We start from the raw sequence: 26,664 nt of genomic DNA, 5'->3' as shown, positions 1-26,664 counted from the left end.
GATGACAAGCGGTAAAATACCGGAAGAAGTGATTGACGCTGTTCGAAAGCGTCATGACATCGTCGAAACGGTCGGGAAATACGTTCATCTCACGAAGCAAGGCAAATATATGAAGGGGCTTTGTCCGTTTCATTCCGAGAAGACGCCTTCGTTTACGGTTACTCCGGAGCTTCAGATCTTCCATTGTTATGGCTGCGGTAAGAGCGGCAACGTGATTCGATTTGTCGAAGAGATGGAAGGCTACAGCTTCCCGGAGGCCGTGAAGGTGCTTGCGGAGGAAGCGGGCATGCCTATTACGTGGCAGGAGAACGGAAGCGGCAGAGCCGCCCCGAATCCCGAACGCGAAGGTCTTGTAGAGGCACATGAGTTATCCATCAAGTTTTATCATTATTTACTGAACAACACGAAGCAGGGTGACAAGGCCAAACGTTACTTGCGGGAACGCGGATTAAGCGATAAGCTGATCGATCACTTCATGATCGGCTTCGCACCGGACGAATGGGATGTACTGACACGGTTCCTCACCGGCCGAGGGTACGAGCCTGCATTACTCGAGAAGGGCGGGCTGTTGTCCGCCAAGCAAGATGGCAGCGGCTACGTAGACCGGTTCCGGGGACGGATTATGTTCCCGTTATGGGATGCGGGCGGCAAGGCGTCGGCTTTCGCCGCACGAATCATCGACGAGGGTCAGCCCAAATATCTCAATTCGCCGGAAACGATGTTGTTCACAAAGAGCAGAACGTTGTATAACCTGCATCACGCGAAGGCTGCGATACGCAAGAGCAAGCAGGTTGTTTTGTTCGAAGGTTATATGGACGTCATCAAAGCCTGGCATGCCGGCGTCAAAAACGGCGTAGCGACAATGGGCACGGCGCTTACGGAGGAACACGGCTCTATCCTTCGCCGACATGCGGAAGAAGTGCTGGTCTGCTACGACGGAGACGACGCCGGACAAGCGGCAGCCAGCAAGTCGATCCCTCTGCTGGAAAGCGCCGGTCTCAAGGTGATGATTGCCATGCTGCCGAAGGGCAAGGACCCCGACGATTATATAAGTGAATACGGTCCGGACTCGTTTATGCGGGACGTGGTGGACAGTCCGGTATCCGTTACAAAATTTAAGCTTATATATTCAAGGAAAAACCATATACTGCTAAAAGAAGAAGGCCGAAAAAACTATCTGATGGAAGCAGTAGAAATTGTGGCAGGAGTGGAATCCTCTACGGAGAGGGAAGTGTATCTAAAGGAGTTGTCCCGCGAATTCGATATTTCGCTCGACGCGCTGAAGCAGGATTGTAACGTAATCCGCGTCGAAGCGCAAAAAAAGAAGCCGCAAGGGGATAATAACGACAATTCGTGGAATAATGGTAGAAATGAAAAGCGCCGTACGCCGGGGAGAACTCCAATATTGCCGGCTTACGCGAATGCGGAACGAAGATTGCTGCATGCCATGATTCGTGATCGCGATATTGCCGAGTCCGTGCATGAACGGATTGGCGATTCGTTTAACGTTGAGGATCATGCAGCGCTTGCTGCTTATTTATACGCCTATTACGCGCAAGGGTATGAACCGGACGCCGCTCGGTTCATCTCGACGCTGCATGATAAGCGTCTGGAAGAGACAGCGACGGCCATTATGCTTCTTGATGATCATTCTCCAATAGACGATGCCATTATGGACGATTATGTCGGCAAGATCCTTAGAGAACCCCATATCCGGGATATCGAGCGGAAGAAAGAAGAGATGGTGCGTGCCGAACGTGCCGGCGACGCCTTATTGGCGGCGCAATTAGGACTTGAGATTATAACCCTAGAGAGACAGCTGAAAAGTTAACTTCATGATGCTTCTAGGGAGGAGGGAGTCGGATTATGGCGAACGATCAACATACTGAATTGGATACCGAACAGAAGCTGGATCAGGTCAAGGACAGTCTGATTGAACAAGGGAAGAAGAGATCCTCCTTAACCTACAAAGAAATTATGGAGAAACTATCCCCCTTTGATCAGGATCCGGAGCAAATCGATGAATTCTTCGAGCAGCTCGACGACTTGGGAATCGAGGTGCTTAACGAGAACGACGATGTGCATCCGCTAGGCGCTCAGAACGAAGAACAGGAGCGCGAAGGAGACGACTTCAACTTCGACGATGATCTGGCGCTGCCTCCGGGCATCAAAATTAATGATCCCGTCAGAATGTATCTGAAGGAGATCGGACGAGTACCGCTATTGTCGGCGGATGACGAGATCGAGCTTGCGATTCGGATCGAAAACGGCGATGAAGAAGCAAAACGCCGACTCGCCGAGGCGAATCTTCGACTCGTGGTCAGCATAGCGAAGCGGTATGTCGGACGCGGGATGTTATTCCTCGACTTGATTCAGGAAGGGAATATGGGTCTCATTAAAGCGGTCGAGAAGTTCGATCATCAGAAGGGATTCAAATTCAGTACGTATGCTACATGGTGGATTCGTCAGGCGATTACCCGCGCTATTGCGGATCAGGCGCGTACCATTCGTATTCCCGTTCATATGGTGGAGACGATTAACAAGCTGATTAGAGTTTCCCGTCAACTGCTTCAGGAATTGGGGCGCGAACCTTCGCCGGAAGAAATTGCGGTGGAGATGGAGCTTAGCACCGAGAAGGTGCGCGAGATTATGAAGATTGCTCAGGAGCCCGTATCGTTAGAAACGCCTATCGGCGAAGAGGATGATTCGCATCTGGGCGACTTTATCGAAGATCAGGAAGCGCTGGCGCCGGCCGATGCAGCAGCCTATGAGCTGCTTAAGGAGCAACTGGAAGATGTTCTTGATACGCTGACTGAGCGCGAAGAGAACGTATTGCGGCTTCGCTTCGGTCTGGATGACGGCCGAACGAGAACGCTGGAGGAAGTCGGCAAGGTGTTTGGCGTTACGCGCGAGCGGATCAGGCAGATCGAGGCCAAAGCTCTTCGCAAGCTTCGTCACCCGAGCCGTAGCAAACGTCTAAAGGATTTCCTTGAATAACGGATGAAATGATGACCTTTCTGCTATTGCAGCGAGGTCTTTTTTCAACGTATCGACTTATAGAGGTTGTTCAAAAAGTCCGCTTTTGATCACGAAGTATGCCAAGAAGCTTACTCGACATCGAATCTTGAATTCAGGCGAAAACCGGACTTTTTGAACACGCACTTATATTCGCCGAGAGGACGAGCCGACGTTATGAATGATGAACGCAAAGTAACGATCGTAAGAGAAATCGAACATTGGAGAAGGAGCAAGCTGCTGCCTGATCAATATTGCGACTTCCTGCTGAATTTGTACGCGGATCCCGATGATGATGGCAAAAGCTCACGGTCTGGCAGTTCTGCATCTGCAGCCCCCGTTATTGGCAAAGCAATCGCGGCTGTTCAGAATGCAACAGGTAAACAATGGCTCCTTACTTTTGGGACTTTTACCTTAATTTCGTTTGTTGTGCTTTATTTTAGCCGTTTTCATCCTGCATTGCAAATCGCGGTGGTCCTCATCGGTTTAGCCGCTTTTCTCAGAAGCGGATACAGACTTCGCAGCCGCAACGAAGCTGCTGCGCTGACCTTCACGAGCATTGGAATGCTTATCTTGCTCGGCGGCGGTTTGTACATACTTGAGCTTCACGGCATCGCGGACTGGACCAATCGCGTATTGATCGTGACCGGCTGTGCGTTGTTCTGGATCGTCTATGGCATAAAGGCCAAAATTCATTCCTTGCATTTAAGCGGCTGGCTTGTCATGCTCATGTTGTACGGATGGGTTCTGTCGCGTTACACATCAACGACGTTATGGTTCGAGATTCAGCTCTTCTGGCTGCCGCTATCTATTTTGTTCGGTTGGAGCAGCTGGTTCTTTCACCGCTGGACGAAGCCGGTATCCGCCGTATTATTCGTGACCTGCGCGCTGGCCTGGTTCATGCCGGAATTGTATACGGCTGTCATTTTGGAATACACCGTATGGCTGCAATTGCAGCTGTTGATCAAAATCGCGGTAGGCGGGGGATTGCTCTTTGCCTTGCGCAAGCAATGGATGGTGTGGGTAGCATAATGATTAAATTATCGAAACGTCTGCAGACAATTGCGGATTATGTAAAACGCGGCGCACGCGTAGCCGATATTGGATCCGATCATGCGTTGCTGCCGACTTATCTCGTGCAGAGCGGCGTTTGTCCGTCTGCAATCGCAGGCGAATTAAATTCGGGGCCGTTCCGTGCGGCGAAAAAACAAGTGGCCGACGCGGGATTGCAAGCCCGTATTACGGTTAGACAAGGGAACGGACTCGCTGTAGTCATGCCTGGGGAGACGGATACGGTCACGATTGCAGGCATGGGCGGCAGTCTTATGAGCACGATTCTGGAAGAAGGATATGCAGCGGGCAAGCTCGATGGGGTAACGGAGCTTGTGCTTCAGCCCAATGTGGGAGAAGACGATGTTCGTGTCTGGCTTCTGGAGAAGGGCTGGTATTTAAGCCACGAATCCATCCTGGAGGAAGACGGCAAAATATATGAGGTGCTGTATGCTGTGTCTCGCGATGTGCAGCCTTCAGCCTCCAGCAACGAAACTTTGTATGAAGGGTCTTTCTTGAAGCTTCCTTATGACAAAGAAGTGCTACATCGCGTATTGCTGCGAATGGGGCCTCACTTGCTTCGTCAGGGAAGTCCGGTATTAACTGCCAAGTGGAGATCGGAGATCGGCAAGCTGGAGCGGATTATCGCGCAAATGTCAGCCTCCGAAGGAACGGAATCGACGCTAAAAGCCGAGCAATTCCGCAAAGAAATCAGTATCATCGAGGAGGTGCTTCAATGTTTGCGAACGGAAATACCGTCGTCCAATTAATGGAGCGGCTCGCTCCCAAATATTATGCGGTAGAGAATGATAAAATTGGTCTTCAATTAGGTACGTTGAACAAGCCGATCAGCACGATCATAGTTGCTCTGGACGTGACGGAACAGGTGGTCGACGAGGCTATTCGAGCAGAAGCGGATCTGATCATCGCACATCATGCCATCATTTACAGACCCCTTGCGAAACTGGATACGTCAACGCCTGCCGGCAAGCTGTACGAGAAACTCATCAAACACGATATTGCCGTCTACATTTCTCATACCAACCTTGATGTCGCGGATGGAGGCATTAACGATTGGCTGGCCGATCAAGCGGGAATATTGGCGGAAGGACGTCAAAGTCTGGATGAAGTGCACACGGACCAACTGTATAAGCTGGCCGTCTATGTGCCGGAAACTCATCACGAAACCGTATTAAACGCCATTTTGCACGCAGGAGCGGGTCATATCGGCGATTACAGCCACTGCAGCTTCAATACGAAGGGCGTTGGCACGTTTATGCCTGGAGAGGGCACTTCTCCCCATATAGGCGCGCAAGGCAAGCTGGAGCGCGTGGACGAAGTGCGGATCGAAACAATCGTGCCGCAGACCATCCAGCGCAAAGTAGTCGCCGCCATGCTCAAAACGCATCCGTACGAAGAGGTAGCGTATGATCTGTATCGCATCGAACTAAAGGGCCGTTCTTTCGGCCTGGGTCGTGCGGGCAAGCTTGCGCATCCCGCGACGCTTGGCGAGCTTGCGGCCAAACTTAAACAGGCGTTTGATGTTCCCATGCTTAGAGTCGTGGGAGATCTCGATACGCCTATTCGCAAGGCTGCGGTTCTGGGAGGCTCCGGCGGTCGTTACGTGCGTCATGCAAAGTTTGCCGGCGCCGACGTGCTCATTACAGGCGATATCGATTACCATACGGCCCATGACGCGGTTGCAGACGGAATGACGATCATCGACGCCGGCCATAACATCGAGAAAGTGATGAAAGCAAAGCTGGCGGAATGGTTATCCAGAGAGCTTGCGGAAGCAAAATACGCAACGAAGGTCATCCCTTCGGTTATTCATACGGAACCCTTTACTTTCATTTGAGAGGGACAATTTGCTTGAAGTGGCAGGAAAGAACGGTTTAGGCAGCAAATCGAGGGTTGAGCTTTCGGGAGAAACCTTGTATACTAAGTTCTGCGTCGGAAAGTTTGACAGACAATCGCTGGCGGCCTTGTTGCCGCGAGAGGAAAGTCCGGGCTCCACAGGGCAGGATGCTGGATAACGTCCAGTCAGCGCGAGCTGAAGGATAGTGCCACAGAAATGGACCGCCGATGGCCGGCTTTGGCCGGATCAGGCAAGGATGGAACCGTGGTGTAAGAGACCACGAGGAGCGCAGGTGACTACGTTCCTGGTAAACCCCATCTGGAGCAAGACCGAGAGGACGCGGCAGCTTTGCGCTGCAGCCTTAGCCCGAGGCGCGTCCGGGTTGGTTGCTGGAGCCGTGCAGCAATGTACGGCCTAGATAGATGATTGTCGCTTCATAGTGGGAGGGTCGTTCCCGTTTGCACCACCAGAAGTACAGAACCCGGCTTACGGCAAACTTTCCGCAACGAACAACGAATGATGCGTTTTATGTAAGCAAAGCAATAGCGCAAGTCCCGAGGTTCGACAGAACCAAGCGACTTGCGCTTTTTGGTTTTTTTATATTTGTTAATCGATGTTAAGAGCCGATTTGCTCGAGACGGCGTTTGACCTTTTGCGGGAAGGTCTGCAGCGCACCGCCATAGCTCGTAGCCGCATGCAGCGCCTTGTCGAGATCAATCTCTCCATAGCCAAAATAATTATCCTTGCCTTCCGTGCCTAGATCCTTTGCCGATACCCGCATAATTTCCATAACCTCCTCATTGCTGAGGTCCGGGTTTACGGAGCGGATGAGCCCGGCTAAGGCAGCCACATGCGGGCTGGCCATGGAAGTTCCGGACAATGCCGCGTATTGGCTGCCGGGATAGGTGCTGGCGATGCTGTCTCCCGGCGCCGCGACGTCGATATAATCCCCATAGTTGGAGAATGAAGCTTTTCCCTTATTATTATCGGTTGCCGCTACAGCGAAAACTTCCGGATAGGCGGCCGGATAACCGGGACGTTCCGTATTGTCGTTGCCGCTGGCTGCGATTAAAACGACATCGCGTTCGTACGCGTATTTGATGGCGTCGTGGAGGAAGTCGGCCTGCGCGTAATTGCCCAGACTCATATTGATGACTTTGGCGCCATTGTCGACCGCCCAAATAATTCCTTGCGCAACCGAATAGGTAGATCCTGCTCCGCTGCTGTCTAATACTTTGACAGGCATGATCTTGTTGTACCAGGATACGCCTGCCACGCCTTCGCCGTTATTGACGGAAGCCCCGATAATGCCGGCTACATGCGTGCCATGACCTACATCATCGTCCGGATCCGAGCCGGTGTTAACGATGTTGGTTCCTTTGATCAGCTTGTCCTTCAGATCGGGATGATTGCTCTGAACGCCTGTATCCAATACGGCAATGATGACCCCTTCGTCGCCCTTGGATACGGTCCAGCCATGTTCCGCTTGAATAGAAGGGAGATTCCACTGGTATTGCGAATACAGCGTGTCGTTCGGCACAATGGTTGCCTCTGTCGTTTCGTTCGTCAGGTACAGGTAATGGGGTTCCGTATATTCCGGCTTCCAATTGGCTTTAAAATATTGCATAAGCCCTTCGGTTTCCAGCGTTTTGGATCGGAACACATACGTATCGCCGATCTGCTGGATGGATTCCGCATTTACATCCCGCTTGATCTTTTCCATATCGGCTTCACCCGGCTGGCTGGCGAAATGAACGACAACATCACGAACGTGATAGTGACTGGCGTTGCCATTATCCTCGCCATTTCTGACAGTAATGTCCCTGGTGGAATTAGGCGCCACAGATTCAATCCGATAGTTGCCTTCGGCCGGATAAGGGATAAGCCGCAAATTCCGTTTCTGATGCTGCTCGACTTGCTTCACTATATCGTGTTTAATAACGCCGAGCATGCCGGCGCCCTTATGGTTGGCGTCCGGTACGCCGATGACGACATAGCGGCTGCCGCTAGCAGCGGTAAAAGGCTTGGACTCATAACCTGCGCCTTTGCGCAGCTTATCTTCCGCTTCCTTCAAATAAGCTTTGGCAGTGCCGTTCTTGTCGGATGGTATAGATCCGCGGTGTATGGTCTTTCCTGTTGTCCGCCAGTTCACGTAGCTGAAATGCGAGTGCTCCTTCATTAAGGATTGAATGCGATCGGAAGCGGATTTGGCGGATTGACCGCTGGCCATAAGAACTTGTCTGAAGTCCTTGGCGGATTCCGACGTCATAAGTAACGCAGTACCATCCATGTCATGCTGTAATTCGGCAAGCTTAAGCTTGTGTTCCTTCGTCGCGGAGAACGGAATCGACTTTGGCGTTTCGCGAGTCGTTCCGTTGCGGGGAGAGAAGAACGGCGTTGCAGGTATAAGCAGTGCGGCTACAGCAAGAATGGTGAAAGCGGCGATCCAAGATTTTCGCATGAAAGTGCCTCCGTGTCATCAGGATAATCCATATAGGGTCATCTTAGCTTTGACCGACGTGGGGAAAATATGCGGACAAAAGCAATCGCCAGTACCGTTTCCATGGAATTTGTGGTACGATGTTGATGTTTATAGTTTTTTTGTTGGGAAGAGGAAAGGGGAACTACCACCATGCCATCAACGAATGTTAAAGGATTAACAGAAACGACACGCGAGAAGCTTAAGGATGCAGTAGCTCAATTGGAGCCATTCCTCAACAATCATGTTTTGTCGGGGCTGATCGGCGAAGACGACGGAGAGGGAGCCGAACTGTTCTACAGAGGATTGCTGTCCGATCTGCGTCATCTATTGGTTTATTCTGAAGTCGCGGTCGAGAAGACGGGCGTGCTGCTGAGAAGACCAAATTTCGATACCGAGCAAGGTGATCGTGTATTGTACGAGGTGTATCATCATTGCGTGAACGCGTTCTTTTACCCGAAGAACGAATGTTATTCCGAAGACGGCCGTTATGCTTATACCGGACAGGACGCCATCCGTTTCCGGTACAAGCCTGTACGTACGGCTCGCGATATCGTGCTGAGCGTTTCCAAAATTTACGAGGAACTGCGCGATGACTTGTCGTATTACGAAAGCGACTATATGACCCAGCGCCGCATGCAAGGGCAAAAATAAGGCAAGAATGAATCACTTCCGCTTGAGGGACAATGATAGCGGAGGTGATTTTTTTATGCCTAAAGGCGTAAGTTGCAGCGTAGCGAATTGCAGTTTCTGGGAAGAAGGCAACAATTGCGGTGCAAAGGAAATCATGATCGATATCGACCAACATGGCAGAACCTCGTTCAACGAAGAATTCGCAGGCGATGAGCTTGGATTGTATCATCAAGACCAAGCCGAACAATCCGCAGCCACATGCTGTCACACCTTCAAGCCAAAGGAGTGAGTCTTGGATGGATGATCAAGTGAAACATGATGACGATGTATACAACAATCATCGATTGAAGACCAATGACGGCACGGACGGCTTCGAACCGACAAATATGGGGACACCGACCAACCTTCCTGACGCCGGCGCGTTCAAAGAAGAAATGGGCGCGGATTTCGCATATGGCATGCCGCTCACATCCGCTCAAGATAACGGACGGAGAGGCGCTGCTGAGCTGGATACGGTGACCGAGAGCACCGGAACAGCTGTCGGATGGGTTGCGCTGGTGTTTGCGATTGCTTCCTGGTTCATCTGGCCCGTATTAATTGGCGCTACGGCGACGGTGATGGGTTTTATCGCGTATCGCCAAGGCGCAAAAGGACTCGGAGCTTGGGCGATAGGGATTGGTTTGACGGCGCTCGCGCTTAATTTAATTATTGTTCCCTTTTATTACGCGCTAACTTAATATTTGCCGGTCGAGGCTGCCCAATAGGGCAGCCTCGATTATTTTGAGGTAAATGAAACGAGTTGAGCCGCTGAATAAAACGATCTTTACATACCGACCAATTCCAATTGACAGCAAATCCAGCTATGATAGAATAGAGAACCGATTCGTTGTGAAAACGAAAAACGAAGGATATGGGGAGGCAACATCTGTGGTTATCGACATCAAGGATATTTCGTGGGAACGCGGCGACGAAAGCATCTTGCAAGGTTTGAGCTGGCAAGTTAAACGCGGCGAGCATTGGTGTCTGCTGGGACTTAACGGCTCTGGCAAAACGACGCTGCTTAATATGATCAATGGATACATATGGCCAACATCCGGACGTGTCAGCGTGCTCGGCCACGCTTTCGGCGAATATGATTTGCGGGAACTTCGCAAACGAATTGGCTGGGTAAGCACTTCGCTTCAGCAGAAACTGTACGGCAGCGACGAAGCGCTGCAAATCGTGCTTAGCGGCAAACATGCCACGATCGGCGTCTACGATGAAGTGAAGAATGACGATCTCGATCGTGCCAAGACGCTTTTGCAAACGCTGGGATGCGAAAAACTGATAAGTCGCACTTACCAGACGCTGTCGCAAGGAGAGAGGCAACGAGTCCTCATAGCCAGAGCGCTAATGAATGAACCGGAGCTGCTCATCCTCGACGAGCCATGCACGGGACTGGATATATTCGCAAGGGAGCAGCTTCTTGGCATGATCAACTCGATCGCAGCCCAAGCGGAACCTCCGACGCTGATCTACGTGACGCATCATGTAGAAGAAATATTGCCCTGCTTCCAACATTCTTTGCTGATCAAGCGCGGGACTGTATTCGCTGCCGATCGGACGGAGAAGCTGATGACCGCGGAAGGCATGTCGCAATTTTTCGACGTCCCAATCCGTATTGAGCGGACTGACGGCCGCTACTGGCTGTCGGTCAAATCAACATGAGCTTGGAAAGAGGAAACGTCGAGGAATTAATGCTCGGCGAGCAAGACGAAAAGCAACTGCCGGAGAGCAGGCTGAAGATTGCATGGCGTTGGATGAGAAGTCGTTACAAGCTGCGTCTGAGCCGGGATAATCGATTGACTTATTATGCGACAGGATCCATGGCTTTTTTGGGCACGGCAGCGATGTCGCTAGCGGCAAAGGGAATGCCTACCGGCCTCGGAACATGGCTGGATCAACTCCTATTTCTTGCGGCTAACGGGATCGGAATGATAGCAGCCGCTATTCTGCTGCCGATCCTATTCGCTCTTGCCTACATTCCGTTGCCGCGCAGGTTGTTGTCCATGGTGCTTTACGTAGGCGTTGAAGGATATTGCATTCTTTACTATTCCGATCTTGAGCTAGTTCCTTCGCTCATATTTGGGAGTGCTTTTTCGTTAATGGGCGTCTTGCTTGGATTGGCGCTTGGCTGGTTAAGATTATCCGGATTCAGGCTTTCCGGCAAACTGGTTGCCGGCATGTTTGCAGCTGCGATATTGGGATGTGTACAGCTGCTGCCCGGATTTCCTTGGCCCATCGAATTGCCGCGATTGACAACAGCCGGCGACGAGTTATCCGGCACTATAGACGGAGCAGAAAGTGTTATTCTGCCATCGTCCAAGACTACGCTTGCGAATCCCTCTTTGCCTGGAACTTATGAAGTATTGAAGTTCTCTTATGGCAGCGGGACGGATAAGCATCGCGAAGTGTTTGGCGATAAAACGGATATTCGCTCTGAGGACGTAGATGCTTCCAGCTACATTACAGTCTGGCCAAAGCTTAAGACAGCTTTCTGGGGCTTTGACGAGGCGAGCTTGCCGTTGAATGGCCGGGTATGGATGCCGCAAGGAGACGGTCCGTTTCCGCTAGTATTAATGGTGCATGGCAATCATTTGATGGAATATTTTTCTGACGGCGGTTACGAGTATCTAGGCGAACTTCTTGCAAGCAGAGGGATGATCGCAGTATCCGTCGATGCGAATTTTTTTAATTTCTCCGTCTGGTCCAGTCTGCCCAACGACGATATGAAGATGCGAGCCTGGCTAATGCTTCAACATCTTTCGTATCTAAAGGATCTCGATAAACAGGAAAAGGGAATCTTGGCCGATCGTATTGATTGGAATTCCGTTGCGCTCATCGGCCATTCCAGAGGCGGACAAGCGGTTGCGATGGCTGCAGATGCGAAGCGCTGGTTCGCAGAGGACGACGTACTCCAGAAGCTGGAAGATGTCAATATTAAGTCCGTCGTCGCTATAGCGCCAACAGATAAGGGGATAGATGATGAATCTGCGCACCTGACCGACGTGAATTACTTGACGATACAGGGTGCAAGAGACGGTGACGTCAATAATTTTTATGGGGATCGGCAATATAATAGAATATCCTTTTCCGACAACGAGGGGCTGTTCAAAGCAGGATTGTACTTGTCAAACGCCAATCACAGCCAGTTCAATACCGATTGGGGGCGAATGGACGAGCGGCTGCCGGGCGGCTTATTCCTCAATTCAGAAGGATTAATGGCTGGAGAAGATCAGAGGCAGGTTGCCAAAGTATTTATTTCCGCCTTTCTCGAAGCGACGCTGTTTGGACGCAGCGAATACCAGGCGTTGTTCCAGGATTATCGAATAGGCCGTGATTGGCTGCCTCGTTCGACTCGCTACATGAACAGGTACGAAAGCTCCGGCACACTTATTATAGAGGACTTCGAAAGCTCCAGTCCCATTATTCGGGGGACGATGATGGAAGGATTGGAAGCCAGCGAGGAGTCTGTCAAAGACAGGGACGGAAACGGAAGGGGAACTACAGGGCTGCTTATGGAATGGTCGGAGCCAGAAGCGTCATATACGTTCGAATTCCTTCCGAATTCCGCAGCGAAGCTGCATGATTATGCAGATGGAAGCCTGATGTTCTCATTGGCGAATTCAGAATGGCAGCTTTCAAGGCACCAGAAGCTTCCCCCATTGCCAAAGCTGGAGCTGGAGGCACGGGACCGTGAAGGAAAAGTATGGACGATGAGGCTGGAAGAGCGCATCCCCGTACAGCCGCCCTTCTATACATCCTTTATGGTGTTTGGCCCCTTGGAAAGAACGGTTAAAGATAATAAGTACAAAGAATCTGCGGAAGCCGTATTTCAGTCCTTTATTATACCTCTGAATCAATTTAAGGCGGAGGACGAAAGCGGTAAATTGATATTGCCGGAACAATTGGATTCGTTAACGTTTAAGTTAATGACAGACTCTGGAAGAATAATGATTGATGATATCGGATTAATGAAACAAGGAGGCACTTATGTCGAATACCAATCTACACCCTGATCATCAGGAAGAGCAAGCTCGCGTAAATGACATAAGCGTCATTATCGCGGACAGGATCAAAGAGCTTGAGGGTCGGACAGGCGGCGTGCGCGGCGAAATCGTTGATATTAGACGCAACTTTTGGGATGATGTGACGGTTAACTTCGAGGACTCCGCCGAGACTGCGGAGACTTACGCCAGCATGAAGCAGCAAGCAGAGCTGATGTCGGAGCGGGAGCGCAGCTACCGCCATATGGAAGAACAGCTGGGTACGCTTAAGCGGTTAGCGAGGTCGCCATACTTCGGAAGAATCGACCTTGCGGATGACGGCGTTGTTTCTTCAAAGACGGACAGCATCTATCTCGGCATCGGCTCGCTGATGGATAAGTCGGGAGAACATTATTTGATCTACGATTGGCGTGCTCCGGTATCCAGCCTTTATTACGATTATGGTCCCGGGCCTGTACGTTATGAGACGCCAGGAGGAACAGTCGAAGGCGAAATGACGCTCAAACGGCAATTCGTCATCCGGAACGGCGTCATACGAAGCATGTTCGATACGGGCGTCACGATCGGCGACGAACTGCTGCAGGAAGTTCTTGGCGCGCAGTCGGATGCACAGATGAAGAGCATCGTAGCGACGATTCAAAGCGAACAGAACAGAATTATCCGCAACGAGAAGGCTCGCCTGCTTGTCGTGCAGGGAGCTGCCGGCAGCGGCAAAACATCGGCTGCGCTGCAGCGAGTGGCTTATTTGCTCTATCGATATCGCGGCAGCCTGAACGCGGAACAGATCGTATTGTTCTCGCCTAACCCTATGTTCAATAGCTATATTTCGACCGTACTCCCCGAGCTCGGCGAGCAGAATATGGCGCAAACCACTTATCAACAATATTTAGAGCATAGAATTGGCCGGGATTTCGAGCTCGAGGATCCTTTTACGGGCATGGAAAGGTTGTTGTCCGAACAGGACGGAGAAGGCAATCGAATTCGCATGGCGAACATAAGCTTCAAGTCGGGCACGTCTTTCATGGGCGTTATAGACAACTACGCAGAATCCCTTGGCAGCTCGGGTATTGTCTTCTCCCCGATCATGTTTAGAGGGCGCGCTCTGATCTCCAAGGAAGAGATGGAACGCCGCTTTTACGAGCTTGACCCTTCCGTGTCGATACCGAATCGTATTCGAAACCTCGCAGGCTGGCTGCTGAAGGAGCTGACTGCACGGGGGAAGAAGGAGCGCAAAAAACGTTGGGTACTGGATGCGATCGAGCTACTTGACTCGGATGCCTACTTGGAGGCCTATCAAGAGCTGAAGCGCAAAAATAAATATACCGATCAATCGTTTTCGGATTTCGATTCGGAGAAGGAATATTTGGCCGGCATGGTCGTTCAAGAGAAATTCAAGAAGCTGCGTCGCAGGACGAAGGCTCTCAAATTTCTTGATATTCCGGCTATGTACCGGACTTTGTTCCAACAGGAGAGTCCTAAAGAGGTGTCGGCGGATTGGGAGGACATTTGCCGGCAAACATTGGAGCAATTGGACAATGGGGTCATGTCTTACGAAGATGCCACGCCATATCTCTACTTGAAGGAAAAGCTGGAGGGGTTCCATACGAATACGACCGTCAAACATGTGTTCGTGGACGAAGCACAGGATTATTCCGCCTTCCAGTACGCATATCTGAAGCGGATATTTCCCAATAGCCGCTTCACCGTATTAGGCGACTTCAATCAGGCGATCTTCGCGTATTCGGGCACGGGCGTCGGTTTCCAGGGGCTAGAATCGTTGTTCAGTCCCGAGGAGACAGAGCGGATTGAACTGCATCGCAGTTATCGTTCCACTCGCCAAATCGTGGAGTTTACTAGCTATATTATCGGCGCGGAGCATGATATCGTGCCGTTCAACCGGGATGGCGAATTGCCAAGCTTGTTTATTGTACCGGACGAAGAAGAACGCCTTGCAGCCATTCGGGAGAAGCTGGAGGAGTGGAAGAAGCGCGGTCTGGCATCCTGCGCGGTGATCTGCAAGACGGCAGCCGAGAGCAAGTCGGTATTCGAAGCGCTGAAGCCATTGATTCCCGAGCTTCTGTTAGTCGGCAAAAATACGGCTACCTTCGAGAAGGGGCTGCTTGTCATACCTTCTTATCTGGCCAAAGGGGTGGAGTTCGATGCGGTAGTGATCAGCGATGCTTCCGATGCGGCATACAGCAAGGAATCCGAGCGCAAACTGTTCTATACGGCCTGCACGCGGGCTATGCATGCGCTCCATCTGATCAGCGCCGGCATGCTGTCTCCGTTTCTGTCTACTTCCGGGTCAGAGTCTACCTACCGTGTACTTCAAAACCCGGCTCGGAAGCAATAGTTCGGACGTGCCCCAAATGTTGCTTGCCAGAAAAAACTGGCATTGATGTGGAACAGGAGGAACAATAATGGAAAACTGCAGCATAGAAAACTGTTTAAAACCACTCAAAGCAAAAGGATTATGCTCCATGCATCATCAACGGCTGCTTCGTCATGGCGATCCTTATATGGTCAGACCTCGTCGTGTCAGGAAAGTGACGATGTGCAATTGGGTTAATTGCACCAACCCCGCAATTACGAAAGGACTATGTCCCAAACATTACTACATTTATCGAGTGAGGCAAACCTCGCATATGTAGTTTTCGTAAACATTACGTCGAATGGTGAGGTTTTTTGACGCACACTTCCTTTTCGAAGTAATGTTATATGAAAATCTACTATTTCTTTTCCAATTAACGATGTATAATAAACGTATATTTCTTCCTAGGGGGTGATGCTGCACATGGTGGCGACGATGCGCTTGGGCTTGTCCGAGGAAGATATATACCTGTTTAATCAGGGGACAGCCTACCATAGCTATCGGTTTATGGGAGCCCATCCGATGACGGTGAGCGGCAAACAAGGCGTTCGTTTTGCGGTTTGGGCGCCGAACGCAACCGAAGTACGCGTCATCGGAGAGTTTAACGAATGGAACGGGAAGTCACACCGGATGAAGAAACACGGCACGACGGGCATTCATGTGTTGTTCATTCCGGAATTGCGGCCTGGCGAGCTCTACAAGTATGAGTTGGTCACGGAGAATGGCGAAGTGGCTCGCAAATCAGACCCTTATGCCTTTTACTCCGAGCGCAGACCGGGCACGGCTTCGATCGTGGTCGATAACGACGGTTATACGTGGGATGATGCTGCCTGGATGGAGCAAAAGAAAACGAAGTCACCGTACGATCGCCCTTTGTTAATTTACGAAGCCCACGCAGGGTCATGGAAGATCAAAGGAAAAGAACATTATTACACTTACGAAGAGCTTGCGGAGGATCTTGTGCCCTATGTAGCCGGACTCGGTTATACGCACATTGAACTGATGCCGCTCGCAGAGCACCCGCTCGACCAGTCGTGGGGGTATCAGGTGACTGGCTTCTATAGTCCGACCAGCCGTTACGGCACCCCGCTGCAGTTCAAGAAGCTAGTAGACGCTTGTCATAGAAACAGTATAGGAGTCATCCTGGACTGGGTGCCTGGCCACTTCTGCAAGGATGATCACGGTCTCCGTCTCTTCGACGGTACGCCGCTCTATGAAGGCGCCGACAGCAACCGTGCCGAGCTTCCGCTCTGGGGGACGCTTGCATTCGATTATTCCAGGCATGAAGTTTGGAGTTTCCTGATCTCGAACGCGATCTACTGGATGGACGTTTTCCACATCGACGGACTGCGCGTCGACGCAGTCGCGAATATGATTAATTTGCATATGGACAAACCGGCTCATATGCGTACTTTCAATGCCCATGGCGGCAGAGACAATCTGGATGCTTTGAGGTTCCTCAAACGATTAAATGAAACGGTGTTTCATTATTACCCCGATACATTAATGCTCGCGGAGGATTCTTCCGCATGGCCAGCCGTTACATCGCCGACCTACCTGGGAGGTCTAGGGTTTAATTTTAAATGGAATATGGGCTGGATGAACGACAGTCTTCGTTACATGTCCTTACATCCGTCGGACCGGCCGCATCATCATCATTTAATTACCTTCTCCATCTGGTACGCCTTCTCTGAAAACTATGTGCTGCCGCTGTCTCACGACGAGGTCGTGCACGGCAAACATTCCTTACTGGACAAAATGCCCGGCACTTACGAGGAAAAATTCGCTCAACTGCGTCTATTCTACGGTTATTGGATGACCCACCCCGGCAAAAAACTGTTGTTCATGGGGAGCGAGTGGGGGCAATTCGACGAGTGGAAAGATCAGGATATGCTCGACTGGATGGTGCTGGAATACGATTCGCATCGCAGCATGCTGGAGTACGTCAAGACGCTTAACCATACTTACCGCAAGCTGCCTTCCCTTTGGGAACGCGATAGAGATCCCGAATGTTTTGGCTGGATCGACGTCAATAACGCCGCCCAGTCTGTTATAACCTATATCCGATATGGGTATGAGTCTTGTAGTGTGATCGTGATCAACTTCTCGAATCAGAATTATCCGAATTATCGAATAGGAATGCCGGAGCCGGGGCGTTACGCAGTCATCATAAACAGCAGCGCGCGGCAATTCGGCGGTAATGGCGGTTCTGAAGAAGTTTGCTGCATCACGGAAGACGTCGCTTGGCATGGCCGCGACCAAAGCATCTCGATTGAACTCCCCCCACTTACATTTCTGTTGCTTACTCCATTGCCGGGGGACACACTTTGACAAGGAGCTGGTGTCCATGGTCCGTAAAGAAATGATTGCAATGCTGCTTGCAGGAGGAGAGGGAAAGCGATTAGGCGTGTTGACCAAGGATTTGGCAAAGCCCGCCGTCTATTTTGGAGGAAAATACCGGATCATCGATTTCACCTTAAGCAATTGCGCTCATTCCGGCATCGATACGGTCGGGGTGCTGACGCAGTATCAGCCGCTGGAGTTGAATCGTTATCTTGGCATCGGCAGTCCATGGGGGCTTGATCGCCGCGACGGAGGAATGACCATTCTGCCGCCGTATGTGAAGCAGAAGGGCGGAGTCTGGTACAAAGGCACGGCCAATGCCATCTATCAGAACATGGCTTTTATCGAACGATACAATCCCGAATACGTGTTGGTCATTTCCGGCGATCACATCTACAAGATGGATTACGATCTCATGCTGCAGCATCACAAGCGCAGCGGTGCGGATGTCACGATTGCCGGACTTCAGGTCGACTGGAAGGAAGCTAGCCGCTTCGGCGTTATGCATGTCGATGACGAGGACCGCATTACCGCCTTCGAGGAGAAACCAAAAAATCCGACGAGCAATATCGCCTCGATGGGCGTTTATATTTTTACCTGGAAGACGCTGCAGAAACATCTGATCTACGATGAAGCGAACCGCAATTCCAGTCATGACTTCGGCAAGGATATTATTCCTGCGATGATGCGCGAAGGGCGCAAGCTGCATGCCTTCCCTTTCAAGGGATATTGGAAGGATGTCGGCACAATCGAGAGTCTGTGGGAGGCCAATATGGATCTTCTTGCCGAGGAGCCGCCCCTGGATCTTTACGATACCGAATGGCGCATTTATTCTGTTAATCCCAATCGTCCTGCCCAGTTTACATCCGCGGAAGCCGTAGTCTCCTCTTCCGTCGTTTCCGAAGGGTGCGTCATTGAAGGAGAGGTAGATCGTTCCGTGCTGTTCTACGGGGTACAGGCGGAGGTCGGGTCGATCATCAGCGAATCCGTGATCATGCCCAATGTCCGAATCGGCAAGGGAGCGCGGATCTATCGCTCTATTATCGGCGAAGGAGCCGTCATACAGGCTGGCGCGGTTATAGGAACTCCGGAAGACGATGCCATAACGGTTGTAGCGGTAGAGCAATATGTGACGAACGATCATATGGTGCTGGAGGTGGAGCCTACATGAAACATCGCATCCTTGGCGTTATCAACCTGATTCACGAAAATGACGAGCTGGGGCCGCTTACGCAGGGCAGATGTCTCGCAACCGTGCCGTTCGGCGCCAAATATCGACTAATCGATTTCGCATTGTCCAGCATGGTCAATTCCGGCATCAGCAAGGTGGCCGTATTTGCCCATACGAAATACCGCTCCCTTATGGATCATCTCGGCTCCGGCAAACATTGGGACTTGCAGCATCGCCAGAGCGGACTGTTCATCTTGCCGCCGCTGACGGACGATCTGCTGGAAGTTAGCCGAGGGGACTTATACCATTTCTATCAACAACGCGATTATTTCAATCGTTCTTCGCTAGATTATATCGTCATCGCGCGCAGCCATATGGTATGCAACATCGACTTCGAGAGGGTGCTGGCTTACCATCAGGAGCAGGAGGCCGATATTACGGTTGTTTGCAAGGAGCATGATGGCCCCGTGCTGGGCAAATCGCGCAAGGTGAAGCTGGATGCCGATGGGCGCGTAACGGAAATTCAGGAGCACTTCGGGCGATTGGAGAGCAGCATCAGCTCCATGGAGATGTATATTATGCGCAAGGACCTGCTGATGGATCTGGTAGAGACGTCCCTGGCGCAAGGTCAGGATCATCTTGTTCGCCATGCAATCTTCTCCAGGCTTGGTCAACTGCGTGTATTCGGCTACCGTCATGAAGGTTATCTTGGCGTTGTCAATACGCTGGCGAGCTATTATCAACACAGCATGAACCTGCTGGACCAGGATGTATGGAAGGAATTGTTTTTTATGCCCGGACCTGTCTATACGAAGGTCAAAGACGAACCGCCTACTCGTTATGCGGCTGGCTCCAGGGTGACGGGCTCGCTGATCGCAAACGGCTGCCGGATCGAAGGCACGGTGGAGAACAGCGTTATTTTCAGAGGCGTTCATGTTGAGAAGGGCGCTGTCGTAAAGGACAGCATCATTATGCAGAACGGGTATGTAGGCCAAGGAAGCTTTGTTCAGTACAGCATCATGGACAAGGACGTGCGGGTCGAGGCAGGCCGCGATATCCGCGGCGCAGGCGCATCGCCTTTTATGGCGGCCAAACGCAAAATCATTTAAGGTTTGTCTCGTAACATTAAATAGAAGTTTAAAAGTTTGGTTATCAGTACCGAGAAGATTGGACGAAGCTAGAAACCGAGTATCGGAGCGTAGCAGAGCTACGTGAGAAACGGAGGGTTCGGCTGAGTTCAATATTCGACGTCGAGTAGGCATCCTGAGATACTTCGTAATGGTAAGCGGACTTTTAAATCACCATATAGTGGAGGTTGGGGAGAGATGAACATTCTGTTTGCAACTTCGGAGGCAGTTCCGTTGGCAAAGACCGGCGGCTTGGCCGACGTCGCGGGAGCTCTGCCCAAGGCATTGGCCAAGTACGGTGCCGACGCGAGGGTCATACTGCCGAAATACGAGGAAATTCCGACGCATTATGTCGAGCAATTTCAGCTGATCGCCGAATTTCAGGTGCCGTTCGGTTGGCGCAATCAATATTGCGGCTTGCAGAAGGCGACGATCGACGGCATCAGCTACTATTTGATTGACAACGAATTTTATTTTAGGCGCAAAGGTTTATATGGTTATGGCGATGATGCGGAACGATTTGTTTTCTATTGCTTTGCCGTGATGGAATCTGCGCGGCATCTGGATTTCAAACCCGATATCGTTCATTGTCACGATTGGCAGGCGGGGCTGATTCCATTTTTGCTTAGAACCAGATACGCGTTCGATCCTTCGTGGGCTTATGTAAAGTCGGTGTTTACGATACATAACCTGATGTACCAGGGGTTGTTCGGCGCAGAGGTGCTCAAGGAGCTGACAGGTGCCGGAGAGGAGCTGTTCGGCTGGGATGGACTCGCTCACCGTGGAGGAGCCAGTTGCTTAAAAGGCGCGCTGGAGTTCGCGGACAAGCTGACGACGGTCAGCCCAACGTATGCACACGAAATTCAGACTCCGTATTATGGCGAGCATCTGGACTCCGTACTACGGTACAGGCAAGAAGATCTGCGCGGCATTGTGAACGGTATCGATCTGGAACTGTTCGATCCCATGAACGACGATGCGTTGCATACGCCGTATCGCAACTCCATCGGCCGCAAGCGGAAAAACAAGATCGATCTGCAACGCGAGCTGGGACTGCCCGAATCGGCGGATATCCCGATGATCGGGATTGTATCGCGGCTGGTGGAGCAAAAGGGCTTTGATCTCATAGCCGCAACGCTGGATGAGCTGCTGCAGGAGGAAGTCCAGCTTGTCGTGCTGGGTGCGGGAGATCGGAAATACGAGGAGCTGTTCCTGGACGCGGCACGGCGTTATCCGGAAAAGATGGCGATCTGGTTGGGTTACAGCGACCGGATGGCGCGCAGAATTTACGCCGGCTCTGACCTATTTGCAATGCCCTCGAAGTTCGAGCCATGCGGCATCAGCCAACTGCTGGCGCTTCGATATCGATCCGTGCCTGTCGTGAGGGAGACGGGAGGACTTCGGGACACGGTACATGCCTACAACGAATATACTGGCGAAGGCAACGGTTTTACCTTTGCCAACTATAACGCCCATGACTATCTGTACACTGTGAGAAGAGCCCTTGCCTTTTACCGGGAGGAGGAGACCTGGAAGAGGATTATCGAAAACGGCGCACGCAGCGATTACAGCTGGCATGTATCCGCGAAGGCTTATATGGACGTTTACACAGAGCTTGCCGCGCATCGAAAGGAGAACGAACCATGGCCCGTCATCTAGTAATCGGCAACGGCAAAATGCTGCTGAACCTTGATCGTAATTGTTATATTCGAGATATCTATTATCCGTATATTGGACAACTGAATCATGTCGGCGGCCATTATTGCCGCTTCGGCATATGGGTGGACGGTCAATTTTCGTGGCTGGACGATTCGGAGTGGCATATTACGCTTGACTATATACAAGAATCACTGGTCACTAACATTACGGCGAAGAACGAACGGCTCGGAGTGGAGCTGCATATCAACGATGGCATCCACCAGCGCGAATGCATCTATATTAAACGTATTGTCGTCCGGAACAAACGTCAGGATGGACGCGAAGTGCGGTTGTTTTTCCATCAGGATCTTATGATCGAGGGCTCGGAAGTGGGCGACACGGCAGTTTATTATCCCGAGAACCACACGTTGTATCATTACAAACGCTCTAATTATTTTATGTTCAACGGTTCCTCCGACGAGGGAGGCATTATGCAGTATTCGACCGGCATCAAACGGTTCCAGTCCGCCGAGGGGACTTGGAGGGACGCGGAAGACGGCAGCCTCATGGGCAACACGATCGCTCAAGGTTCGGTCGACAGCACAATCAGCCTCCGATCGGTGGTTGAAGGATATGGCGAGAAAACCTTCTATTATTGGATGTCGGTCGGAAAAAACCTGGAGGAAGTCAAAGAGCTTAACCAGTACGTCCAGGACAATCACCCCGAGAAGCTGTTGAGCCGGATCGTCGTCTATTGGAACCATTGGCTGAGCAGGGCGGAGTCGGATCTGGGCGATCTGCCGCCTGACGTAACCAAGCTGTTTCAGCAGAGCTTGCTGCTAGTCCGCACGCAAACGGATGAGCGCGGGGCGATATTGGCCGCCAACGATACCGACATTCTCCAGTACAACCGCGATCACTACAGCTATATGTGGCCTCGCGACGGCGCATTGATTGCCGATGCAATGTCGATGGCAGGATACCAGAGCGTTATCGCGCCTTTTTTCCACTTCTGCGCAACGGCGCTGTCGCCGGAAGGGTATCTGTATCACAAATACAATCCGGACGGAACGGTCGGCTCGAGCTGGCATCCTTACATTGTGCAGGGAAGCAGGCGGCTGCCCATCCAGGAGGACGAAACGGCGTTAGTCCTGTTCGCCTTGTGGCAAGATTACAAGCGCAATGGCGTTATCGAGCTGCCTCAGTCGTTATACAGCAATCTGATTCGCAAAGCAGCTGCCTTTTTAAGCGACTATGTCGAGCCGACGCTCGCCTTGCCGAAGCCAAGTTATGATCTTTGGGAAGAAAGATACGGCATATGGACGTATACGGCAGCCTCCGTGTACGGAGGTCTTATGGCGGCGGCGCACTTTACGGATTTATTCGGCGATTACGAGCGCAGCGACCATCTCAAGCTGCGTGCGAAGTGGATCAAAGAAGGGATGCTGGAGCATCTCTGGGATGAGGAGAGCGGGCGATTCGCGCGGGGACTCATACAGAAGGACAATCGCTGGGTGAAGGATATGACGCTGGAGAGCAGCCTGTTCGGCGTGTTGGACTTCGGCGTTCTGCCCGTAGAAGATGAGCGTGTCATCAAGACGATGCTGGCCATCAAGGAAGGACTTCGTGTCCGGACCAACATCGGAGGGATCGCGCGGTACACCAACGACTATTATTTCCAGCAGTCTGGCGAGATCGACAAAGTACCAGGCAATCCATGGATTATCTGTACGTTGTGGGTGGCCAACTTCGAGATTGATTCGGCGAAGTCGCTTGAGGATCTGCGCGGACCTAAGGAGACATTGCAATGGGTCGCGAATCATGCGCTGCAGAGCGGGTTGCTGCCGGAACAGCTGAATCCTTATGACGGATCGCCGCTGTCAGTCGCACCGCTTACGTGGTCGCATGCCACGGTCGTCCAGAGCGTCTGCAAATACGCGGCAAAATACAAGAAGCTGAATCAGGGTTCATGAACAAAAGACGCTCTTTCGCACAGTCATTGCTGGCGAAAGAGCGTCTTTTGGCTACATGATCGTAGTATCCTGAGGGAATTGCCGTATATGTTTAACCCGGGCTTCTCCGACTACGGAGTAGCTATTGCCGACATGAAGACTGGAAGAAGAGCTGAGCGCAATCACGCTGACGCATCCCACGGAGATTCGAGGGGAGTGATTGCATCTGTTCAAGTTGTCGGGTTGGCCGGATTGCAGCCAAGGGTCAGAAATAATGGGCCACGGGCGCGAAAAAATATCGTAGGACTCGAAGTAAGCTTCTCCCGCTGTGGAATGATCTTCTTTGCGCTGCACGGCCAGCGCACGGAGCTTCGCGTGCGTCGAACCGCGATCGCCGATCTGTACGATGGACGCGGACGCCAGACTGATGACGTTGACGAAGGCAATCTCCGAGGTGCGGACAGGAAAACATTCCAAGCTGCGATTGGAAAACTTCATAGAAAATCTGTGACAGTCGTCTCGTCGACTGCCGCTTCGGCGCCCTCGGGTTCAGGCAGTGGAGCCATGGATCCGACGATAACGGATTCTGGCGGCGTATCGAACATCGAATACAACGCCATACGGCTCGTGTCGCCTACCTGCAAGAGCGAGGAGCTGGCGATGCCGAGCACTTCAATGCGGCCAACGCACAGCTGATGGTTATGAACAGTGAAATTTAACATGTCGGATCATCCTTCCGATTGGGGGTAAGTGTCTTTCAATTGGCGCATATAAGCGCCGATTGCGGCTTCGGCATCCCGCTTCGTCCTCTCGAAGATACGTTCCGTCATGGCTCCAGGATTGCTCAGGTTCTCCTGCTCTTCTTTCGACAGCTGATTGATGTAATGTTTGATTCTGGCCGGCAGCTGCTTGCGAACATCCTCCAGCACAATACGGCGGTGATGCGGGTCAAGCTGCATGCCTAGCTCCATCTCTTGACTTAGCAGGCGGCGTTCTCCTTCGGAAGCCATGTAGCCGTCAAGACGGCCGGCCAAAGCGCGAAACGGACCTTCCGCTTGCTGGGTTGCCATAGGCTGCTGGACAGGATAATAATTCGGTTGGTCCCCAACGGTAAATTGCTCGACTTCGCCCGTTCCCGTGGTAGAGTCGGCGGCTTCGCCGCCTGGCAACGTCATGCCGATATTAAGCGTACCTTCCAGCCTCTCTACTTTCAATTGATCGAAGCGGTACTGAATGCTCTCGACATTGTAGGAGGGCTTCGCCTCCAGCATGCTAATTTTGTTTTGAAGTTGGGAGAGCTGCGCCTCAAGCCGTTCGATCTGAAGCTGCTGCTGATGTAGTCTCCGACTGACTTCGGCCGACCAGACATGCCACGGATTCAATTCGTTCGGATCTTTCATCGCGATTAGCCTCCCTTTGTTTATTACGAATGATCTGGTCTTGGCAGCGGCACAAAAGATAGCGGATTATCCGTAGACAGTTCGGGCGCGGGGCTCGAGAAACCGCCTGAATTGTAAAGCTGGGACATGGAGCGTATGGCGCCGGCGCTTCCTACCTGCAGCACGGAGCTGTTCGATAGGCTGTCGACGTGCAGAGAATGGATCGTAATGTACTGATGAATGGTCCAACTCATACGATATTGACTCCATTAGGCACATTCGTACTGTCCTGAATATCGGGATCAACCGAATTCGTCGCGCTGACCGCATTGTTCGAATTCGTCAAGCTTCCGGTCAAGAAGGAGCCCGAACCGGCATACGTCTTGGAGGTGCTTGAAGGAGACACCTGTACCGTATCTCCGAACTGGACGATGGAGCCGCCTCCCGTGCTGACGATTTTTACAAAACCGACAACTGCTGGCATGTCATATCACCTTCCATATTAGACATTGATATGGATTATTGTATGCGGCATTCGCCCAGACGTTACCGTTAGGGCGTGTCTGAAAACTCGCTCAGGGGCATCTTTCACCGCCTTTCCGCCCCCTGCTTCGTCACTTTTGCTTGACGTACCCTTAGGTAACGACTTCACAAAAGTTCCTTGCATGGAACTTAAATTCGGCAAAATCTGCTCCCCTCGGAGTATTCAGACTCGCCCTAGGCAAGTGTCCATGTCTCTCGGTGCCGCATACAATGAGAGCAGAGACTGCGTTCGGAAGGATGAGGACTTTATGGCATCGAGATGGGAAGAGCTGGAGAGATGGATGGAAGGGCAGCATCTGCCCAAGGGCTTCGAGGTAATCCGCGAGCCGGATTGGGTCGAGAAATTCGTTCGCGGCTTGATGACGAAGGCATTGCCGGAAGCATCGGAAGTCATAAAAGGGAAGGATACGCCTGGCATTACGGAAACCGAGCAATCGATCACGGTACAATTCCGGCTTCCTCCGGGAGCGCGAAGAGGCGATATCGGACTGTATGTGCGGGAGGACCGACTGCGTATCATAGATCGGGAAAGCGGAAATCGTACGATGGTTCCGCTGCCCGTGCTGGTGCTGCCGAAGGTATGCCAGGCGGCAGTGAAAAGCGGCATTTTGTACATCAAGCTCCGCAAGCGCAGGGCTTCGAAACAATATATGGAGCATTACATTCGGTGGTAATGGAGGAAACTTGGACTAAATTGTCACCAAATCGACGGAGTTTGCCCTGCAATCGGACTGGATAATAGAATCGCAATTTCGTATAATGTCATATGTGTATATGTTGGTATAATAAATGCGAGTTCAAAAAGACCGAAAGCGGACTTTTTGCAACCGTTATAAGGAGTGTCGTCGGTGACGTTGGTAGATGTCAGCAGCGTATCCGCATCCCTGTTCATATTGGGGGTTGTATTCCTGCTTTTAATATTCGGTCTGCTCAGCTTCGGGATCTTGCGTATGTTCCAGCAGCAGTTTCGAGCGGGTTGGTACAGCTTTGCGGGAGCGATCGTGAGCTTTGTTGTTTTTATGTTTATTCTCAATAAGTGGTATTTGTAAATCGGGGGCT

At 51.6% G+C, this 26,664-nt stretch carries 24 protein-coding genes and 1 other RNA gene; 19 read left to right on the top strand and 6 right to left on the bottom strand.

Going from position 1 to position 26,664, the window contains the following annotated elements; translation table 11 throughout:
* Position 1 precedes the first annotated feature (1 nt).
* The 6 genes from dnaG (at position 2) to rnpB (ending at position 6,427) form a co-directional block, all read left to right on the top strand.
* Positions 2 to 1,831 carry a DNA primase gene (gene dnaG / locus B1748_RS06850; RefSeq protein ID WP_087567137.1) on the top strand — a complete coding sequence of 610 codons (1,830 nt, stop codon included), beginning with the start codon at positions 2 to 4 and terminating at the stop codon, positions 1,829 to 1,831.
* 35 nt (positions 1,832 to 1,866) lie between these two features.
* Positions 1,867 to 2,997, top strand: a complete 1,131-nt coding sequence (gene rpoD / locus B1748_RS06845; protein ID WP_087567136.1) for an RNA polymerase sigma factor RpoD — start codon at positions 1,867 to 1,869, stop codon at positions 2,995 to 2,997.
* A gap of 195 nt (positions 2,998 to 3,192) precedes the next feature.
* Positions 3,193 to 4,047, top strand: coding sequence for a hypothetical protein (locus B1748_RS06840; protein WP_087567135.1), 855 nt, complete (start codon positions 3,193 to 3,195; stop codon positions 4,045 to 4,047).
* Positions 4,047 to 4,835 (top strand): tRNA (adenine(22)-N(1))-methyltransferase, encoded by a 789-nt coding sequence (locus B1748_RS06835; RefSeq protein WP_087567134.1) that lies wholly within the window; start codon positions 4,047 to 4,049, stop codon positions 4,833 to 4,835. The genes B1748_RS06840 and B1748_RS06835 overlap by 1 nt, the downstream gene beginning before the upstream one ends.
* Complete coding sequence (locus tag B1748_RS06830) at positions 4,802 to 5,923, top strand: Nif3-like dinuclear metal center hexameric protein (protein WP_087567133.1); 1,122 nt, start codon at positions 4,802 to 4,804, stop codon at positions 5,921 to 5,923. The genes B1748_RS06835 and B1748_RS06830 overlap by 34 nt, the downstream gene beginning before the upstream one ends.
* A gap of 99 nt (positions 5,924 to 6,022) precedes the next feature.
* Positions 6,023 to 6,427: RNase P RNA component class A (gene rnpB / locus B1748_RS06825), an RNA gene on the top strand.
* Between the two features lie 112 nt (positions 6,428 to 6,539).
* On the opposite strand, the gene B1748_RS06820 is transcribed toward rnpB, so the two are convergent.
* On the bottom strand, positions 6,540 to 8,384 hold the full coding sequence (locus B1748_RS06820; protein ID WP_087567132.1) for a S8 family peptidase: 1,845 nt from the start codon (positions 8,382 to 8,384) through the stop codon (positions 6,540 to 6,542).
* A 171-nt stretch (positions 8,385 to 8,555) separates the two neighbouring features.
* Between B1748_RS06820 and B1748_RS06815 the strand changes: the two genes are divergently transcribed.
* The 11 genes from B1748_RS06815 (at position 8,556) to B1748_RS06760 (ending at position 23,704) form a co-directional block, all read left to right on the top strand.
* The gene (locus tag B1748_RS06815) at positions 8,556 to 9,056 is read left to right on the top strand and encodes a YpuI family protein (protein WP_087567131.1); all 501 of its coding nucleotides are present in this window, start codon (positions 8,556 to 8,558) and stop codon (positions 9,054 to 9,056) included.
* Positions 9,057 to 9,111: 55 nt separating this feature from the next.
* Entirely contained in the window at positions 9,112 to 9,324 is a 213-nt protein-coding gene (locus B1748_RS06810; RefSeq protein ID WP_087567130.1) for a DUF1540 domain-containing protein, read from the top strand.
* 7 nt (positions 9,325 to 9,331) lie between these two features.
* Complete coding sequence (locus tag B1748_RS06805) at positions 9,332 to 9,772, top strand: hypothetical protein (RefSeq protein ID WP_087567129.1); 441 nt, start codon at positions 9,332 to 9,334, stop codon at positions 9,770 to 9,772.
* Positions 9,773 to 9,962: 190 nt separating this feature from the next.
* Positions 9,963 to 10,742 (top strand): ABC transporter ATP-binding protein, encoded by a 780-nt coding sequence (locus tag B1748_RS06800; RefSeq protein WP_179215436.1) that lies wholly within the window; start codon positions 9,963 to 9,965, stop codon positions 10,740 to 10,742.
* A complete protein-coding gene (locus B1748_RS06795; protein WP_087567127.1) occupies positions 10,739 to 13,093 on the top strand; it encodes a hypothetical protein in 2,355 nt (784 codons plus the stop codon). The genes B1748_RS06800 and B1748_RS06795 overlap by 4 nt, the downstream gene beginning before the upstream one ends.
* Complete coding sequence (gene helD / locus B1748_RS06790) at positions 13,068 to 15,434, top strand: RNA polymerase recycling motor HelD (protein WP_087567126.1); 2,367 nt, start codon at positions 13,068 to 13,070, stop codon at positions 15,432 to 15,434. Before B1748_RS06795 ends, helD begins: the two co-directional genes overlap by 26 nt.
* Before the next feature lie 441 nt (positions 15,435 to 15,875).
* A complete protein-coding gene (gene glgB / locus B1748_RS06780; RefSeq protein ID WP_087567124.1) occupies positions 15,876 to 17,783 on the top strand; it encodes a 1,4-alpha-glucan branching protein GlgB in 1,908 nt (635 codons plus the stop codon).
* 16 nt (positions 17,784 to 17,799) lie between these two features.
* A complete protein-coding gene (locus tag B1748_RS06775; RefSeq protein WP_087567123.1) occupies positions 17,800 to 18,966 on the top strand; it encodes a glucose-1-phosphate adenylyltransferase in 1,167 nt (388 codons plus the stop codon).
* Complete coding sequence (glgD, locus tag B1748_RS06770) at positions 18,963 to 20,075, top strand: glucose-1-phosphate adenylyltransferase subunit GlgD (protein WP_087567122.1); 1,113 nt, start codon at positions 18,963 to 18,965, stop codon at positions 20,073 to 20,075. Before B1748_RS06775 ends, glgD begins: the two co-directional genes overlap by 4 nt.
* Before the next feature lie 216 nt (positions 20,076 to 20,291).
* Positions 20,292 to 21,752, top strand: coding sequence for a glycogen synthase GlgA (glgA, locus tag B1748_RS06765; protein WP_087567121.1), 1,461 nt, complete (start codon positions 20,292 to 20,294; stop codon positions 21,750 to 21,752).
* A complete protein-coding gene (locus B1748_RS06760) occupies positions 21,737 to 23,704 on the top strand; it encodes a glycoside hydrolase family 15 protein (protein WP_087567120.1) in 1,968 nt (655 codons plus the stop codon). The genes glgA and B1748_RS06760 overlap by 16 nt, the downstream gene beginning before the upstream one ends.
* A 51-nt stretch (positions 23,705 to 23,755) precedes the next feature.
* Here the strand turns inward: B1748_RS06760 and B1748_RS06755 are convergent, their stop codons facing one another.
* From B1748_RS06755 to B1748_RS06735, 5 genes are read right to left on the bottom strand one after another with little or no spacing between them, the layout of a single operon-like run.
* Positions 23,756 to 24,181, bottom strand: a complete 426-nt coding sequence (locus B1748_RS06755; protein WP_087567119.1) for a spore germination protein GerPE — start codon at positions 24,179 to 24,181, stop codon at positions 23,756 to 23,758.
* Positions 24,178 to 24,405, bottom strand: coding sequence for a hypothetical protein (locus B1748_RS06750; protein ID WP_087567118.1), 228 nt, complete (start codon positions 24,403 to 24,405; stop codon positions 24,178 to 24,180). The genes B1748_RS06755 and B1748_RS06750 overlap by 4 nt, the downstream gene beginning before the upstream one ends.
* A gap of 6 nt (positions 24,406 to 24,411) precedes the next feature.
* Complete coding sequence (gene gerPC, locus B1748_RS06745; RefSeq protein WP_087567117.1) at positions 24,412 to 25,083, bottom strand: spore germination protein GerPC; 672 nt, start codon at positions 25,081 to 25,083, stop codon at positions 24,412 to 24,414.
* Positions 25,084 to 25,106: 23 nt separating this feature from the next.
* Positions 25,107 to 25,316 (bottom strand): spore germination protein GerPB, encoded by a 210-nt coding sequence (locus tag B1748_RS06740; RefSeq protein WP_087567116.1) that lies wholly within the window; start codon positions 25,314 to 25,316, stop codon positions 25,107 to 25,109.
* Entirely contained in the window at positions 25,313 to 25,546 is a 234-nt protein-coding gene (locus tag B1748_RS06735; protein WP_087567115.1) for a spore germination protein, read from the bottom strand. The genes B1748_RS06740 and B1748_RS06735 overlap by 4 nt, the downstream gene beginning before the upstream one ends.
* Positions 25,547 to 25,853: 307 nt before the next feature.
* Between B1748_RS06735 and B1748_RS06730 the strand changes: the two genes are divergently transcribed.
* A complete protein-coding gene (locus B1748_RS06730; protein ID WP_087567114.1) occupies positions 25,854 to 26,279 on the top strand; it encodes an Hsp20/alpha crystallin family protein in 426 nt (141 codons plus the stop codon).
* A gap of 174 nt (positions 26,280 to 26,453) precedes the next feature.
* Entirely contained in the window at positions 26,454 to 26,654 is a 201-nt protein-coding gene (locus tag B1748_RS06725; RefSeq protein ID WP_087567113.1) for a hypothetical protein, read from the top strand.
* Positions 26,655 to 26,664 lie beyond the last annotated feature (10 nt).

Origin of the sequence: Paenibacillus sp. MY03 (assembly GCF_002165585.1) — a bacterium.
GTDB classification, from domain to species: domain Bacteria; phylum Bacillota; class Bacilli; order Paenibacillales; family Paenibacillaceae; genus Pristimantibacillus; species Pristimantibacillus agaridevorans.
This window is presented reverse-complemented; position numbering and strand designations above follow the sequence as displayed.